Below are 14,897 nucleotides of genomic sequence, written 5' to 3' on the forward strand. Positions count from 1 at the left end.
TCATCCGATCGCGCTCGTTCCAGCCGGGACGTCGTAGAGCAGGCGCCGCACGCCCGCCCGGGACGCCATCAGGGCCAGCACCAGCAGCGTCACCGGGATGAAGCCGCCCAGGCTGACCGCATCACCGAAGACGAGGTCCACCAGCTCGAGGACGACGAGCTTGCTACCGGCGGCGACCACCCACAGCGACACCGCGGCAACCACTTTCGCGCGTCGGGTCGTGGCGTCCTTGAGCCGCACCAGGATCCGGTTCTTCAGCAGGATCACCAGCTCGAGGGCGAGCTTGAGCAGGGCCGCCGTCAGGAGCGACAGGCTGAAGCTCTCGCTGATCACGGCGGGGACGTACTCGATCGCCAGGTTGAGGACCACGACGTAGACGAAAAGGTCGACGACGTGGCTCGGGCGCGCGCGCAGCCATCGGCGCGCCCCGCCCTGCCGTGGGCGGGGTTCGTCCGGCGAAGCCTGGCTCGGCGCGCTGCTCACAGCCCGACGGTCGCCGAGCGCAGGATCCCCATCAGCACGATGTCCTCGTAGGCACCTCGGACCCACGCGTGCTCGCGCTGTCGTCCTTCGATGACGAAACCCGCCTTCTCGTACGCGCGGATCGCGGCAGCATTCGAGGCGATCGCCTGGAGGTGGACCCGCCGGAGGTTGCGCCGCACGAAGCCGAACTCGACGAGCTGGACGATCGCGGCCGTGCCGATGCCACGCCCCCGGGCATCCACGGCCAGGTTGATCCCGGCTTCGGCGTGGCGGGCGAACGAGTCGACGTTGAAGAGCGACGCTCCGCCGACGGCCACCCCGTCGACGTCGACCACGAAGGACACGGACTCATCGACGCTGTCGGCGGCGCGGGCCAGCCGAGCGTCGAACTGGGCGCGGGTCAGGGGACGCGGCGCTTCGGCATTCCGCTCCTCCCAGGTACCCAGGTCCCTGGCGATCTCGAACAGGACGTCGAGGTCGTCGTCCGTACGGGCTCGCAACGACACGTGGGGCGTCTCCGGCATTGCCCGACTCTAACGTCGAACGTGACGACGCGGCCGTCAGTCGGGGTCGGACGCCGGGGCCTTGCGACGGATGTCGTAGTGCAGCACCAGGAACGGGAACCCGAAGACCCAGAAGGCGTGCTCGGCCCGAAGGTGGCCGTCGCTGACGTAGACGTCGAGCTCCTCGCTGAACCCGGGCACGCTCAGCGTGGTCAGGTCGCGGGAGTCGGGGTCGATGTACGAGAGGTAGTGGCCCGCCTGCGGCACGTCGGTGCGGCTGGTCAGCACCAATCCGCCGCCGGGACGCTCGCGCGGGGCCAACGTGGCCGTGAAGCTCGCCTGCGGCAGCGGGAAGCCCACGCTGACGTACCCGCGATCGCCGCTGCGGTACGTCGTGTAGATGCCGACGTAGATGGGCTCGTCGTTGTCGGCGAAGGACCGGATCCAGCCACGGATGTCCAGGGGCTGCCCGTCCTCGCCCGCGGCCGACGTGATGGTGTCGATCCGGCTGCGCACCCCGCGCAGCGCCTCCCGCTGGTTCATCGGGATGCTGGCCTGCCCGAGTGGCTTGGCCAGGACTGAGCGATAGAGCAGGTAGCCCGGCCGCACCCACTGCCGCCACCGCGGCACGATGTCGAGGGTGAACCGGGTCGTGTGCTCGTAGAACTCGCGGACGAGCGGATCCACGCGACTCGGGTCGAACTCCGGGCCCGCCAAGGCATCGATCGAGGCCACGATGCCGACGTCGGGTGCGGACGGCGTGTAGCTGCCGCCGAGCGTGGCGGCCAGGTCGCGCACGTAGCCCGTCCCGACGTAGCGGGTGCGCGACTCCAGCGGCACGACGAACGGCAGGTCCGCAGCGCTCGCCCGCTCGGCGAGCAGGTTCACCTGGGCGTCCCGGAAGAGCACCGCCGACAGGACCCGGAACATCAGCACCGTGGTGGCGGCGACGACGGCGCCTGAGGCTCCGCGTCGCCCCAGCGTCGCGCCGACGGCCGTCCCGACGACGGGGCCGAGCGCCACCTTCTGCGGGCGCAGACCCAGCGTGCCCGCCACCGCTCCCGAGGCCGTCCCGACCGCGAGAGGTCCCGCACCGGCGCGCTCGGCCAGCCAACCGGCCGGTGCGGCGATCGCCGCGCTCGCCGCGATCCGGCTCCACAGCGCCGGGATCTCGTTCGGCCGCTGGCGGGAACGGGCGACGGCATCGACCGCTGCCAGACCGACCGCACCGAGAGCGCCGCCGGTGATCGCCCAGCGCTTGCCCCCGCGGGCGGCCAGGGTCAGCCCGGCCAGCCCGCCGAGGACGGCGGAGAACGCCACGCCACTGCGCCGATCGGCAGCGCCCTGCTGGCCAGCCATGCGCGGCAACCTACCTGAGGTCCGCGCCAGGATCTGCACTACCCGGTCATACTGAGTGCGTGAGTGCGGATGACCTTGAAGCCCTGTCCATGACGTACGACCTGGCGGAGGCCGCCTTCCTCGAGGTCGTCCGGGCCGACGGAGCGCGGACGGCGGCCGCGGCGACCGCCCGGCGAGTGGCGAGCGCGGCAAGCGCGTTCAACGCAGCGGCCCATCGCAAGCTTCATGCCGGCGAGGACGACGCGTGGATGGCCCTGGATCTGCTCACCGAGCGGACCGAGCTGCTCAGCGAGCTGTGGGAGGGCATCGCGTCCGCCTACGACGCGTGACCCTGTGAGCGTGCCTGCTCGCCCCGTGCCCGCGTGCGCCGGCGAGTAGCAACAGCCCTCAGGACTGGGCCATGTCCACGAAGCGTGAGTAGTGACCCTGGAACGCGACGGTGATGGTGTCGGTCGGGCCGTTGCGGTGCTTGGCCACGATGAAGTCGGCCTCGCCGGCGCGCGGCGACTCCTTCTCGTAGGCGTCCTCGCGGTGCAGCAGGATCACCATGTCGGCATCCTGCTCGATGCTGCCCGATTCGCGAAGGTCACTCATCTGCGGACGCTTGTCGGTGCGCTGCTCAGGGCCACGGTTCAGCTGGCTGATCGCGATGACCGGGACCTCGAGCTCCTTGGCCAGCAGCTTCAGCGCACGGGAGAACTCCGAGACCTCCTGCTGGCGGGACTCGACGCGCTTGCCGCTGGACATCAGCTGCAGGTAGTCGATGATCACGACCTTGAGGTCGTGTCGCTGCTTGAGCCGGCGACACTTGGCCCGGATCTCCATCAGCGACATGTTGGGGCTGTCGTCGATGAACAGCGGGGCATCGGACAGCTCGCCCATCGTGCGGGCCATCTTCGTCCAGTCGCTGTCCTCCAACCGGCCCTGGCGCAGCTTCTGCAGCGGGATGCGCGCCTCGGCGCTGAGCATGCGCATCGTGATCTCGGTGCGGCTCATCTCGAGCGAGAAGATCACCGAGGTCAGGCCGTTCTTGATGGACGCCGACCGGGCGATGTCGAGGCCCATCGTCGAGTTGTGCGTGGGGATCATCGACGCTCCGGCGAGGTACAGGTGATCCGCCGCCGCGACCTCGATACACCGGACCGGCACGGAGTCGATCGGCACGACGTCCGTGATGAACCGTGATCCGCGCCGGGTGAACTGTCGAACCCCACGCTCCTTGTGCAGCAGGCGCTTGCGCTCGAGCCAGAAGACCTCGTCGTCGGTGCTGAACGAGACGGTGAAAGCGGTCGATGAGTCGGGACGACGCCCACGCACCGCCTTGTGCGAGACACCACAGCGGTACCCGAGGCTCACGACGAGCTCCCGCACCCCCTCGGCCAGGCGCTCATTCGTGCTGGTGAACTGGACGAGGCCCGTCGGGGCCACGGTGCCGTCGGTGTCGAGGAGGCCGGCGAGCAGATCGCGACGCTGACGCTCACTGCCGCGCAGGTACTCAGCGGGAATGTGCTTGTTGCCGAGAACGCCGATGGTCCGCAGCCGACCCTGAACCGTGCCGAGCTTCCAGTGGCAAGCCTGGCACCGAACCAGACCAACAGTCTCGGTGCCGCAGTCCGGGCACCTCGGCTCGGGCATCGGAGGACTGACCAGCCGCGCCCGACCGCCGCAGCTGCGGCTACACGCCTTGACCTGAGACGTCTGGGGTGTGAACGACGCCCCGCAGACGACGCACAGCCGCTCGGGCACCTCCACCTCGGTCGGCAGTCGCAGCTGGTAGCGAAGGTGCGTAGCCGTGGCCGTCACGGCGAGGCCGTCCTGCTCCAGGCGCAGCACGATCTCGGGGTCGGCGCTGGTCAGCGTCGCCGCGAGCGTGGTGCCGTCGCCGAGCCAGGCGCCCAGCGTGTACGGCTCAAGCAGGAACACCTGCTCGGCCAGCTGCAGTGGCCGCGTGGTGCTCACGCTGTGGTTCAAGCGCCCGTCGGCGGTCTCGCAGCGAAGCGTGGCCCCGATGTCGGCAGTGGTCCGCACCCCCGGCAGCACGCGCTGCCGACCGTCCCGACGGTGCTTGGCCGCCTGCGCGCTCCGCCGCGACGCCCTTGTGTCGGTCAGCCACTGGTGCTGCTCGTCGGCGACCAGCATCGAACCGTCCGAGAAGTGCACCTCGTAGCAGGGCCGCCCCGTCATGACCTCGGTCGCGCCCACCACTCGGGTCGGCACACCGTCCGCGCCGATGACCTCGTCGCCGACCTCGACCTCACCCATCGTCGTCCAGCCGGACGGCGTCGCCAGCGGGGTGTCGAGCGCGAGCGCCTTGCCGATCGCCGGCCGGGCCGCCAGGACGATCATCTGACCCGGGTGCAGACCGTTCGTCAGCCGGTCGAGGTCGGAGAAGCCGGTCGGGACGCCGATCATGCCCTCGCCGCGGTGCCCAGCCGCCTCGATCTCGTCCACCGTCGGCTCGATGATCTGGCCGATCGGCAGGTAGTCCTCGCTGGTGCGCCGCTCGGTGACGGCGTACACCTCGGCCTGGGCGGCGTTGACGATGTCGTCGACGTCCCCGCCGGTCGTCGCGTAGCCGAGCTGGACGATCTTCGTCCCCGCGTCGACCAGCCGGCGCAGCACCGCCCGCTCACGCACGATCCGGGCGTAGAAGCCCGCGTTCGCCGCCGTCGGCACCGACGAGATGAGCGTGTGCAGGTACGGCGCGCCGCCGACCCGCGCGTGGTCGCCGCGCTTGTTCAGCTCGTCGGAGACCGTGACCGCATCAGCCGGCTCGCCGCGCCCGTACAGGTCCAGGATCGCGTCGTAGATCAGCTCGTGCGCCGGACGGTAGAAGTCGTTCCCCCGGAGGACCTCGACGACGTCCGCGATCGCGTCCTTGCTCAGCATCATCCCGCCGAGCACGGACTGCTCCGCCGCGACATCCTGCGGAGGGGTGCGGTCGAACGACTCGCCAGGCCCGCTCGGCGGCCCGTAGCTCGACGGCGCGTCAACGTCCGTGATCGACACCCTGCTCCCTCCCAGATCTGACCCGCCCGAACCCCGTCCGCGACCCGAGTAACAGTTGATCAGTAGGCACCGACAACGGCTGGTCTAGAGCTGGCGGGGACACGCTAGGGGTGTCCGGCCACCAGCTCAAACCCCGTTGTGCACAACCCCGATGAGAAGGTGTGGACGACCTGTTGACCGCTGCCCACAGGCTGTGTGGTTCGTTGTGGACGACGCGCCCGGCCAGCGGGGAGGCCGTGCTCATCACCAGCACCAACGTCGTGCACAGCCTGTGGACAAAAGAAAGTTCGAGGGATTGTGGTCTTCCGCGCGTCACCTTCTCGCCATCCGGACGGCACCTCCCGTGAGGTCCTCCGCCTGGCGGTGCCCGCCTTCCTCGCACTGGTCGCCGAACCGCTGTTCCTGCTCGCCGACTCGGCCATCGTGGGCCGCCTCGGCACCGTCCAGCTCGCCGGCCTGGGTGTGGCGTCTGCAGCCCTGGCCACGACGGCCGGGGTCTTCGTCTTCCTCGCGTACGGCACGACCGCCTCGGTCTCCCGGCGGGCAGGCGCGGGTGACCTGCTCGGAGCGCTGCGGCTCGGCGTGGACGGCGTGTGGCTGGCCGTGCTCATCGGTCTCGCCGCCGCCACCACCCTGATCCTGCTCGCCCAGCCGATCGCCGACGCGTTCGGGGCCTCCGGCCCCGCCACCGACCAGGCGGTCACCTACCTGCGGATCAGCGGGATCGGCGTCCCGGCCATGCTCGTCGTGATGGCCGCCACCGGCGTGCTGCGCGGCCTGCAGGACACCCGGACCCCGCTGGTCGTCGCCGTCGCCGGCTTCAGCCTGAACATCGTGCTCAACGTGGTGCTCGTCTACGGCCTCGACCTCGGCATCGGTGGTTCGGCGCTCGGCACGGTCATCGCGCAGACCGCCATGGCGCTCAGCCTGGTCGCCGTCATCGTGCACGCCCTGCACCGCCAGCACGGCAAGGCACTTGCCCTGGTACTGCGCCCGCACCCTGGCGGCGTGCTAGCCGCGGCCCGCGACGGCGTCCCGCTGCTCGTCCGGACCCTGGCGCTGCGCGCCGTCCTGCTGCTGACGACCTGGGTGGCGGCGTCCGGTGGGGACGTGACGCTGGCCGCCTACCAGGTGTCCGCCACGATCTGGACGTTCCTCGTGTTCGCCCTCGACGCGCTCGCGATCGCCGCGCAGGCGCTCACCGGCTACGCCCTCGGCGCCGGGGACGTCGAGCGGGCCCGCCGCCTCACCGCGCTGATGGTGCGCTGGGGCGTCGGGTGCGGCGTCGTCCTGGGCCTGGTCGTGCTCGCGCTGCACCAGGTGCTGCCCGTGCTGTTCACCGAGGACCCGCTGGTGCGGCGCGCGCTGGCCGCCGCGCTGGTGGTGGTGGCGGTGCAGCAGCCGCTGTCCGGGTTCGTGTTCGTGCTGGACGGCGTGCTGATCGGGGCCGGCGACGGGAGGTGGCTCGCCGTGGCCGCGATCGCCCAGCTCGTGCTCTACGTGCCGGTCGTGGTGCTGATGCAGGCGGCCGACGTGGCGACGTCCGGGCTGTGGTGGGGGTTCGGCGCGTTCATGCTGGCCCGCGGGCTGCTGCTCGGGTGGCGCGCCCGCGGCGATCGGTGGGCTGTCGCCGGCGCGACCCGCTGACCCTTTCCGCCACTCAGGCCGGTTCTGCGGGTCGAAAAGCGGACTCAGTGGCGGAAAGCGGACTGAGCGGCGGAAGCGTCGGGTGGGCAAACGGCGGAGGGGCCCGCACCCCGGGTGGGATGCGAGCCCCTTCGACGGGACCGGACGTCGGTCAGCCGGCGACGACCTCGAGGGCCACCTTGGCGGCGACCTCGGGGTGCAGACGCACGCTGACGTCGTGACGGCCGACAGCCTTGATCGGCTGGCCGAGCTCGATCTTGCGACGGTCGAGCTGCGGGCCACCGCCCGCGACGACGGCCTCAGCCACGTCACCGGTGGTGACGGCGCCGAACAGACGGCCACTGGCGCCGGCGTGCGCGACCAGCTTGATCGTCTTGCCCTCGAGCTGCGCCTTCACGGACTGCGCCTGCTCGAGCGTGGCGATCTCGCGGGACGAGCGAGCCTTGCGGATCGCGTCGACCTGCTTCTGGCCACCCTTGGTCCAGGGCGTGCCCAGCGAGCGCGGGATCAGGAAGTTGCGGGCGTAGCCGTCCTTGACGTCGACGACGTCGCCGGGCGCACCGAGGCCGGTGACCTCCTGGGTCAGGATGAGCTTCATGTGTCTCGTCCCCCGATCAGCGAGCAGAGCTCGAGTAGGGGAGCAGCGCCATCTCGCGAGCGTTCTTGATCGCGCTGGCGAGCTGTCGCTGCTGCTGGACGGTGACACCAGTCACCCGGCGCGCGCGGATCTTGCCGCGGTCCGAGATGAACTTGCGCAGGAGCGCAGTGTCCTTGTAGTCGATGTACTCGACCTTCGCCGCCTTCAGCGGGTTGGCCTTCTTCTTCGGCTTGCGCACAACGGGCTTTGCCATCGTGGAGCTCCCCTTTCGTGGAGCCCGGACCGCGTGCGATGTCGGTCCGGGATGGTCGGTTCGGATCTGTCAGGTACCCGGTCTGACCGGGCCAATCACGTGCTCGTCCTCGAGGATCAGAACGGCGGGTCGTCGTTGAAGCCGCCGCCGGAGTTGCCGCCCCCACCGGAGCCACCACCCCAGCCACCCTGGCCACCGGCGGCAGCGCCACCGGAGGAGGAGCCACCGGACGGGCCGGTCGCCCACGGGTCGTCAGCCGGCTGGCCGCCACCCTGGCCGCCACCGGAGCCACCGCTCCAGCCACCGCCGGAGCTGCCGCCCTGGCCGCCGCCACCCTGGTTGCCGCCGAACCCGCCACCGCCGCCGCGCTGGGCCTTGGTGACCTTGGCGGTTGCGCGACGCAGCGTCGGGCCGATCTCGTCCACCTGCATCTCGACCACGGTGCGCTTCTCGCCCTCCTTGGTCTCGTAGCTGCGGGACTGCAGCCGACCCTGGGCGATCACCGCGGTGCCGCGGGTGAGCGACTCGGCGACGTTCTCGGCCGCCTCACGCCACACGGAGCACCGCATGAACAGCGTCTCGCCGTCCTTCCACTCGTTCGACTGGCGGTCGAACGTGCGGGGCGTCGACGCGATCGTGAAGTTCGCGACGGCCGCACCGGAGGGGGTGAAGCGCAGCTCGGGATCGCCGGTGAGGTTCCCGACGATCGTGATGATGGTGTCGCCTGCCATGGCCTGCCCTTCGAAACTGCGGGGGTGGGGTGTGGTCCGTCAGGGACGGATCAGCGGATCTCGGGACGGATGAGCTTGGTGCGCAGCACGGACTCGTTGAGCCCCAGCTGGCGGTCGAGCTCCTGCGCGAGGGCCGGCTCGGCGGTCATGTCGACCACCGCGTAGATGCCCTCGGACTTCTTGTTGATGTCGTACGCGAGGCGACGACGTCCCCAGACGTCGACGTTCTCGACGCTGCCGCCACCCTTGCGGATGACGTTGAGGAACTTGTCGAGGCTCGGCGCGATGGTGCGCTCCTCGAGATCGGGGTCGAGGATCACCATGAGCTCGTAGTGACGCATGCGTTAACCCACCTCCTCTGGACTCAAGCGGTCACGGTCTCTCCGTGACAGGAGGGTTGATACGTCGTGCGTCGCGGCACCCGGCTGACCGGATCCACCGGCCTGGGCCCACGACGACGGGGTCAAGGATACCGGCTGGGTGGCGCGGCGAGCGAATCGTCGTCCACAGGGCTCGGGACGTCCGTTTCGTCAGCCTCGGCCTCGGCCCCGGGCTGCGCCTCGAAGTCGTCCTCGAAGTCGTCCTTGAGGTCGTCGCCGAGGTCGTCGGACTCGTCACCGAACCGGACGACGACCGCGTCGTCCGCACCGTCGAACGGACCGCCCAGCGGATCGTCGTCCCCGAGCCGCCGGACGACGTCCAGCTCCGGACGACGGGCGTCCCGCACCACCATCGCGACCAGCCAGAGCAGGCCCGCGACCCGGACGACGACGAGCAGCGAGTACCAGGACCCCGGTAGGCCCCGGTTCGCCGAGGTCTGGCTGGCCAGGTACAGCCAGACCCCCATGAAGTACGTCGCCTCGCAGCCTGCCCAGATCAGGTGGTCGCGCCAGCGCGGCCGGGCCAGTGCCGCCAGCGGCAGCAGCCACAGGGACGCCTGGACCGGCCAGGCCTTGCCGGTGATCACGACGACCGCCAGCACGACGAAGGCCACCTGGGCCACGCGTGGCCGGCGCTCGGCACCCAGGGTCATGAGGAACCCGACGGCGGCGGCCAGCACGATGCCCAACAGGGCCAGCGTCGTCACGGTGCCCGGGTCCAGCCGGGTCGCGTCCAGGCCCAGCTTGGTGGTCCAGCGCGGTTTGGGGTCCGACGGCAGCGACAGCGGCAGCAGCCACAACGACCCGTAGCTCGCCCCGCTGTTCCACCAGGAGCGGTAGGCCACCTTCACGGCGTCCGCGTTGACCACCAGGAAGGGGAGGAACACGGCCACGACCGTGACCAGGGCAGCGACCGCGGTGGTCAGCCACTCCCGCCACCGACCGGCCCGGAGCGCGACCAGCGCGAGCGCCAGCAGCAGGACGACGGGGTAGCTGCGCGCCGTGATCGCCAGGCCGAGCAGCACCCCGGCGAGCAGGGGTCTCGAGCGCCCCCAGGCGAGCAGGGCGGCCGCGGCGAGCGTGATGCCGAGCAGGTCGAACGAGACGAGGGCGGACAGCGCCAGCAGTGGGCTGAGGGCGACGAGCGAGGCGTCCCAGGGTCTGCGTCGTCCGGTGCTGGCGACGGTGAGCAGCACCAACGAGATCAGGAGGACGGCGATCACGCCGGTGGACAGGTCGAAGTACCAGCGGTCGCGCTCGATCGCCGGCCCGTGCGGGGTGAGCGTGCCGACCGCCCAGGTCAGCAGGCCGGTCAGCGGCGGTTGGGCGAGGCCCGTCGCCCCCGGCGAGTGCCCGTAGGGCATGACGCCCTGGGCGATGCCGCTGGTCTCGTAGAGCAGGGGCAGGTCGCTGTAGCAGCCGTGGAAGAACTGGTCGGGCGTGGTCCAGCCCTGCTCGCGGCAGTGCTGCTTCTCGACGACGCCGACGAACAGCACGAGCATGGCGAGCACGACCAGGACGCGGGCCGCCGTCCACCAGCCGCTCCGGCCGCCGCGCACGCGGTCGCCGGACGGGCCGCCGATCACCGGCGAGAAGCGCCGTACGGTCGGGTCCTCGCGGGACGGCGCGACGATCACGCCGACGTCGTCGGTCCCGGACGGCGCGGTGCTGGCCTCGAGGGCGGTGTCCACCGGGCGATCATGCCTTACCTCAGCCGCCGGAGCCGTTCTTTGCGTCCTGCCCGTTGCCGGTCGGGGTGGCGGTGCCGGTCGGCGTCGGCGGGGTCGTCGGCAGCGTCGGCAGGCTCGGGGTGTCCGAGGGCGTCGGGGTGCTGGGCGCGGTGACCGTGGGGGTCGGCTTCTGGGTTGCGGTCGCTGTCGGCGTGGAGGTCTGCGTCGGGGTGGCAGTCGCCGTCGCGGTGGGGGTGTTGCTCTTGCCGCCGTAGACCGGCTCCGGGAACTGCTCGACCTTCATGCCTTCGGTGGCGCCCTTCATGAACGCCGTCCAGATGTGCAGCGGGAAGGACGCACCTTGGACGTTGTTGTTGCCGCCCAGGCCGTTGAGCGAGAGCTGGACGACCCGGCCCTCCTTGTCCTTGCCGTTGCGGTAGAGACCGACAGCGGTGGCCAGCTGAGGCGTGTACCCGGCGAACCAGGCGGACTTGGCGTCCTGCGCGGTCCCGGTCTTGCCCGCCAGGGGACGGTCGATCTGGCTGGCCGCGAAGCTGCCCGTCCCGTGCTTGACCACGTTCTGGAGGGCGTAGGTGAGGTCGGCCATGGGGCCGCTCTCGAAGGCGCGGTTCGGCTTCACCTTCACCTTGTAGACCTGCTCGCCGGTGGCGAGGGTGACGCTCTTGACCATGTAGGACGTCGCGTGCATGCCCTGCGCGGCGAACGTGGCGTACGAGGTGGCCACGTCGATCACGCGCGGCGAGGCGGTACCCAGCACGTTGGCGAAGTTGGTACCGAGGTCGGTGGTGCCCTCCGGGTACCCGGCGGCGATGGCGGCGTCCCGGGACTTGTCGGGGCCGACCTGCTCGTTGAGCTGGGCGTAGATGGTGTTCACCGAGTGCTCGGTGGCGAAGATGAGGTCGTGCGTGCCGCCCTCGCCGGCGCTGAAGTTGCTCACCTTCCACGGCTTGCTCTCGCCGGGGATCTTGATCTCCTTCGGTGAGTCGCCGTTGAACGTCGACTTCAAGGAGACGCCGTCCTCCAGCGCTGCGGCCAGCGTGAACGGCTTGAACGTCGAGCCGGCCTGCATGGTGTCCTGGGTGGCCGCGTTGCGCTGCCGCTTGACCGCGTCCGCGCCGCCGTACATCGCCACCACCGCACCGTCACCGGGCTTCACGGCGACCAGCCCGACGCCGACGCCCTTGGTGCCGTTCTTGGGCATCTCGTCCCTGACGGCCTTGACCGCCTGGGCCTGGGCCTTGCGGTCGAACGTGCTCACGATCCGCAGGCCACCACCGTCGATGTCGGCGTCGGACAGCCCGCCCTTGCTGACCACCTCGCTGCGCACCGCGTTGAGCAGGTAGCCGTTGGTGCCGCCGAAGCGGTTGTCGGTCGAGCGCTTGGCGATCTTGGGGAACTTCACCGCGTCGGACTGGGCCTGGGTGGCCCAGCCCTCCTTGACCATCCCGCTGAGCACGTAGTCCATCCGCGCCTGGGCGTTGTCCTTGTGCGTCACCGGGTCGTACAGGCCCGGCGAGCGGACGATCGAGGCGAGCAGGGCGCTCTGGCTCAACGTCAGCTTGCTGACGTCGACGCCGAAGTAGGCGCGGCTGGCCGCCTGGACCCCGTAGGCGCCGCGGCCGAAGTAGATCGTGTTGAGGTAGTTCTCCAGGATCTTGTCCTTGGACTCGTTCTTCTCGATCTTCAGCGCGATGACCAGCTCTTTGGCCTTGCGGGTCGGCGAGCGGTCAGCGGTCAGGAAGTAGTTCTTGACGTACTGCTGGGTGATCGTCGAGCCACCCTGGGTGGAGCCACCACGGACCTTGACCCACACGGCGCGTCCGTAGCCCTTGGGCGAGAAGCCCTTGTTCTCGTAGAAGCTGCGGTCCTCGGCCGACAGCACGGCCTTCTGCAGTGACTCGGGCATCTGCGACAGCGGCACCGACTCGCGGTTCACCTCACCGAAGCGGCCGAGCTCGGTCTTGCCGTCCGACCAGTACACGACGGACGAGTTCTGCAGGACCTGCTTGTTCGGGTCCGGCACCGAGACCGAGTGGTAGAGGACCGCGAAGCCGATCACCAGCAGCAGGAAGCATGCAGCGCCCGTGCCGAGCACCAGCCGCCACGACGGGATGAACCGTCGCCAGCCGGACTTCAGGGCGCGGGGGTAGTCCACGATGCGTCGCACGAGGCGTCGTTCTCCAACCGGTCAGGGGCAGGCAGGCTCGGCGTCCGGTGTCCGGACACGATGTCCAGTATGGGTGGGACGACGCCTCGGATCCCAACCGAGAAGGCCGTCTTCACGGCGTCCTCACGAGATCCACGCGCGAACTGCCGGTGCGGTTGACCTGCGGTTCTTCTCGTGTGACCGGGCGCACACCAGCGGGCCGCACTTGCATCGTCCGGGGCCGTGACCTACAGTCCGACATATCGCAGCGATACATCGCGGCGTTGTGTCGAAACCGAGAACCGAGGGGTGCAGCGTGGCCAAGCGTGCCGACGTCCTCGATCTCGCCGTGCTCGGTCTCCTGCACGACAGCCCCCTGCACGGGTACGAGCTGCGCAAGCGGCTCGCCACCGTACTGGGTCCGTTCCGGGTGCTCAGCTACGGCACGTTGTACCCCTGTCTCAAACACCTGTCCGAGCAGGGCTGGATCACCAGCTCGGACGTCGCCCCCGGAGCGGGACGGCGCGCGCGCATCGTCTACGAGCTCACCGCGGCGGGCAAGGAGCACTTCGACGCCCTGGTCGACGAGTCCGGCCCCGCGAGCTGGGAGGACGAGAGCTTCGGCGTCCGGTTCGCCTTCTTCGCCCGCACGCCCACCGAGGTGCGGCTGCGGATCCTCGAAGGCCGGCGCAGCCGCCTCGAGGAGCGCCTCGACTCGATCTCGACCTCGGTCGCCCGCAGCCGCGAGCGCGCCGACCAGTACACGCTCGAGCTGCAGCGGCACGGGCTCGAGTCGGTCCAGCGCGAGGTGCGCTGGCTGAACGAGCTCATCTCCCACGAGCGGGGCGAGACCCCGCCGCGGGACACCTGAACCGCACCACCCGCACGAACCCAGCACCATCACCTGTCAGAGCACCACCGATCAACCACATGAAGGAGCACCGAATGGCATCCGTTCGCGTAGCCATCGTCGGCGCCGGCAACTGCGCCGCGTCGCTCGTCCAGGGCGTGCACTACTACCGGGACGCCGACGCCAGTGGCAGCGTGCCGGGCCTGATGCACGTCATGTTCGGCGACTACCACGTCCGCGACATCGAGTTCGTCGCCGCGTTCGACGTCGACGCCAAGAAGGTCGGCTTCGACCTGTCCGAGGCGCTCGTGTCCAGCGAGAACAACACGATCAAGTTCTGCGACGTCCCGCCGCTCGGTGTGTCCGTGCAGCGTGGCCCGACCATGGACGGCCTCGGCAAGTACTACCTCGAGACCATCGAGCAGTCGGACGCCGAGCCCGTCGACGTCGTCCAGGCCCTCAAGGACTCCGGCGCCGACGTGCTGGTCTCCTACCTGCCGGTCGGCTCCGAGCTGGCCGACAAGTTCTACGCGCAGTGCGCGATCGACGCGGGCGTCGCCTTCGTCAACGCCCTGCCCGTCTTCATCGCCTCCGACCCCGAGTGGGCGAAGAAGTTCGAGGACGCCGGCGTCCCGATCATCGGTGACGACATCAAGTCCCAGGTCGGCGCGACGATCACCCACCGCGTCATGGCCAAGCTGTTCCAGGACCGCGGCGTCGTGCTGGACCGCACGTACCAGCTGAACGTCGGCGGCAACATGGACTTCAAGAACATGCTGGAGCGCGACCGCCTCGAGTCCAAGAAGATCTCGAAGACCCAGGCCGTGACGTCGAACATCGACCACGACCTCGGTGCGAAGAACGTGCACATCGGCCCGTCGGACTACGTCCAGTGGCTGGACGACCGCAAGTGGGCGTACGTGCGCCTCGAGGGCCGCGCGTTCGGCGACGTCCCGCTGAACCTCGAGTACAAGCTCGAGGTCTGGGACTCCCCGAACTCGGCCGGCATCATCATCGACGCCATCCGTGCGGCGAAGATCGCCAAGGACCGCGGCATCGGCGGCGCGCTGCTGTCGGCGTCGTCGTACCTGATGAAGTCCCCGCCCGTGCAGCGCCCGGACGACGAGGGCCGCGCGAGCGTCGAGGCCTTCATCCGCGGCGAGGTCGAGCGCTGACCTTCGGTTGACGCGACTGGTTCGCTGACACCAGAGAAGTGGGGCACCCGAGATGGTTCGGGTGCCCCACTT

General features: G+C 70.0%; 14 protein-coding genes. 4 read left to right on the top strand and 10 right to left on the bottom strand.

Features of this window, described 5'->3' with window-relative positions:
- The 3 genes from ABEB17_RS07310 to ABEB17_RS07320 are packed head-to-tail and all read right to left on the bottom strand — an operon-like array spanning position 1 to position 2,345.
- Entirely contained in the window at positions 1-483 is a 483-nt protein-coding gene (locus ABEB17_RS07310; protein WP_345716028.1) for a hypothetical protein, read from the bottom strand.
- Positions 480-1,007 carry a GNAT family N-acetyltransferase gene (locus tag ABEB17_RS07315; RefSeq protein WP_345716029.1) on the bottom strand — a complete coding sequence of 176 codons (528 nt, stop codon included), beginning with the start codon at positions 1,005-1,007 and terminating at the stop codon, positions 480-482. The genes ABEB17_RS07310 and ABEB17_RS07315 overlap by 4 nt, the downstream gene beginning before the upstream one ends.
- A gap of 36 nt (positions 1,008-1,043) precedes the next feature.
- A complete protein-coding gene (locus ABEB17_RS07320; RefSeq protein WP_345716030.1) occupies positions 1,044-2,345 on the bottom strand; it encodes a hypothetical protein in 1,302 nt (433 codons plus the stop codon).
- A gap of 59 nt (positions 2,346-2,404) precedes the next feature.
- Here ABEB17_RS07320 and ABEB17_RS07325 point away from each other — a divergent pair, with 59 nt between their 5' ends.
- Positions 2,405-2,674 (top strand): hypothetical protein, encoded by a 270-nt coding sequence (locus tag ABEB17_RS07325; protein ID WP_345716031.1) that lies wholly within the window; start codon positions 2,405-2,407, stop codon positions 2,672-2,674.
- Between the two features lie 58 nt (positions 2,675-2,732).
- Here the strand turns inward: ABEB17_RS07325 and dnaB are convergent, their stop codons facing one another.
- Positions 2,733-5,348 (bottom strand): replicative DNA helicase, encoded by a 2,616-nt coding sequence (dnaB, locus tag ABEB17_RS07330; RefSeq protein ID WP_345716376.1) that lies wholly within the window; start codon positions 5,346-5,348, stop codon positions 2,733-2,735.
- 300 nt (positions 5,349-5,648) lie between these two features.
- On the opposite strand from dnaB, the gene ABEB17_RS07335 reads away from it, so the two are divergent.
- The gene (locus ABEB17_RS07335; RefSeq protein ID WP_425551681.1) at positions 5,649-7,001 is read left to right on the top strand and encodes an MATE family efflux transporter; all 1,353 of its coding nucleotides are present in this window, start codon (positions 5,649-5,651) and stop codon (positions 6,999-7,001) included.
- A gap of 151 nt (positions 7,002-7,152) precedes the next feature.
- Here ABEB17_RS07335 and rplI read toward each other — a convergent pair whose 3' ends face one another.
- The 6 genes from rplI to ABEB17_RS07365 form a co-directional block, all read right to left on the bottom strand.
- Entirely contained in the window at positions 7,153-7,599 is a 447-nt protein-coding gene (gene rplI / locus ABEB17_RS07340) for a 50S ribosomal protein L9 (protein ID WP_345716033.1), read from the bottom strand.
- Between the two features lie 16 nt (positions 7,600-7,615).
- Positions 7,616-7,852 carry a 30S ribosomal protein S18 gene (gene rpsR, locus ABEB17_RS07345; RefSeq protein WP_345716034.1) on the bottom strand — a complete coding sequence of 79 codons (237 nt, stop codon included), beginning with the start codon at positions 7,850-7,852 and terminating at the stop codon, positions 7,616-7,618.
- A gap of 116 nt (positions 7,853-7,968) precedes the next feature.
- The gene (locus ABEB17_RS07350) at positions 7,969-8,583 is read right to left on the bottom strand and encodes a single-stranded DNA-binding protein (RefSeq protein WP_345716035.1); all 615 of its coding nucleotides are present in this window, start codon (positions 8,581-8,583) and stop codon (positions 7,969-7,971) included.
- A gap of 50 nt (positions 8,584-8,633) precedes the next feature.
- A complete protein-coding gene (gene rpsF / locus ABEB17_RS07355) occupies positions 8,634-8,924 on the bottom strand; it encodes a 30S ribosomal protein S6 (protein ID WP_345716036.1) in 291 nt (96 codons plus the stop codon).
- Between the two features lie 122 nt (positions 8,925-9,046).
- Positions 9,047-10,654, bottom strand: a complete 1,608-nt coding sequence (locus tag ABEB17_RS07360; RefSeq protein WP_345716037.1) for a glycosyltransferase 87 family protein — start codon at positions 10,652-10,654, stop codon at positions 9,047-9,049.
- Positions 10,655-10,673: 19 nt separating this feature from the next.
- A complete protein-coding gene (locus tag ABEB17_RS07365) occupies positions 10,674-12,821 on the bottom strand; it encodes a transglycosylase domain-containing protein (RefSeq protein WP_345716038.1) in 2,148 nt (715 codons plus the stop codon).
- A 295-nt stretch (positions 12,822-13,116) separates the two neighbouring features.
- On the opposite strand from ABEB17_RS07365, the gene ABEB17_RS07370 reads away from it, so the two are divergent.
- Entirely contained in the window at positions 13,117-13,671 is a 555-nt protein-coding gene (locus ABEB17_RS07370; protein WP_345716039.1) for a PadR family transcriptional regulator, read from the top strand.
- A gap of 74 nt (positions 13,672-13,745) precedes the next feature.
- On the top strand, positions 13,746-14,825 hold the full coding sequence (locus ABEB17_RS07375; protein ID WP_345716040.1) for an inositol-3-phosphate synthase: 1,080 nt from the start codon (positions 13,746-13,748) through the stop codon (positions 14,823-14,825).
- The last annotated feature ends 72 nt before the right edge of the window (positions 14,826-14,897 follow it).

The organism is Angustibacter luteus (genome assembly GCF_039541115.1).
In the GTDB taxonomy this organism is placed as follows: domain Bacteria; phylum Actinomycetota; class Actinomycetes; order Actinomycetales; family Angustibacteraceae; genus Angustibacter; species Angustibacter luteus.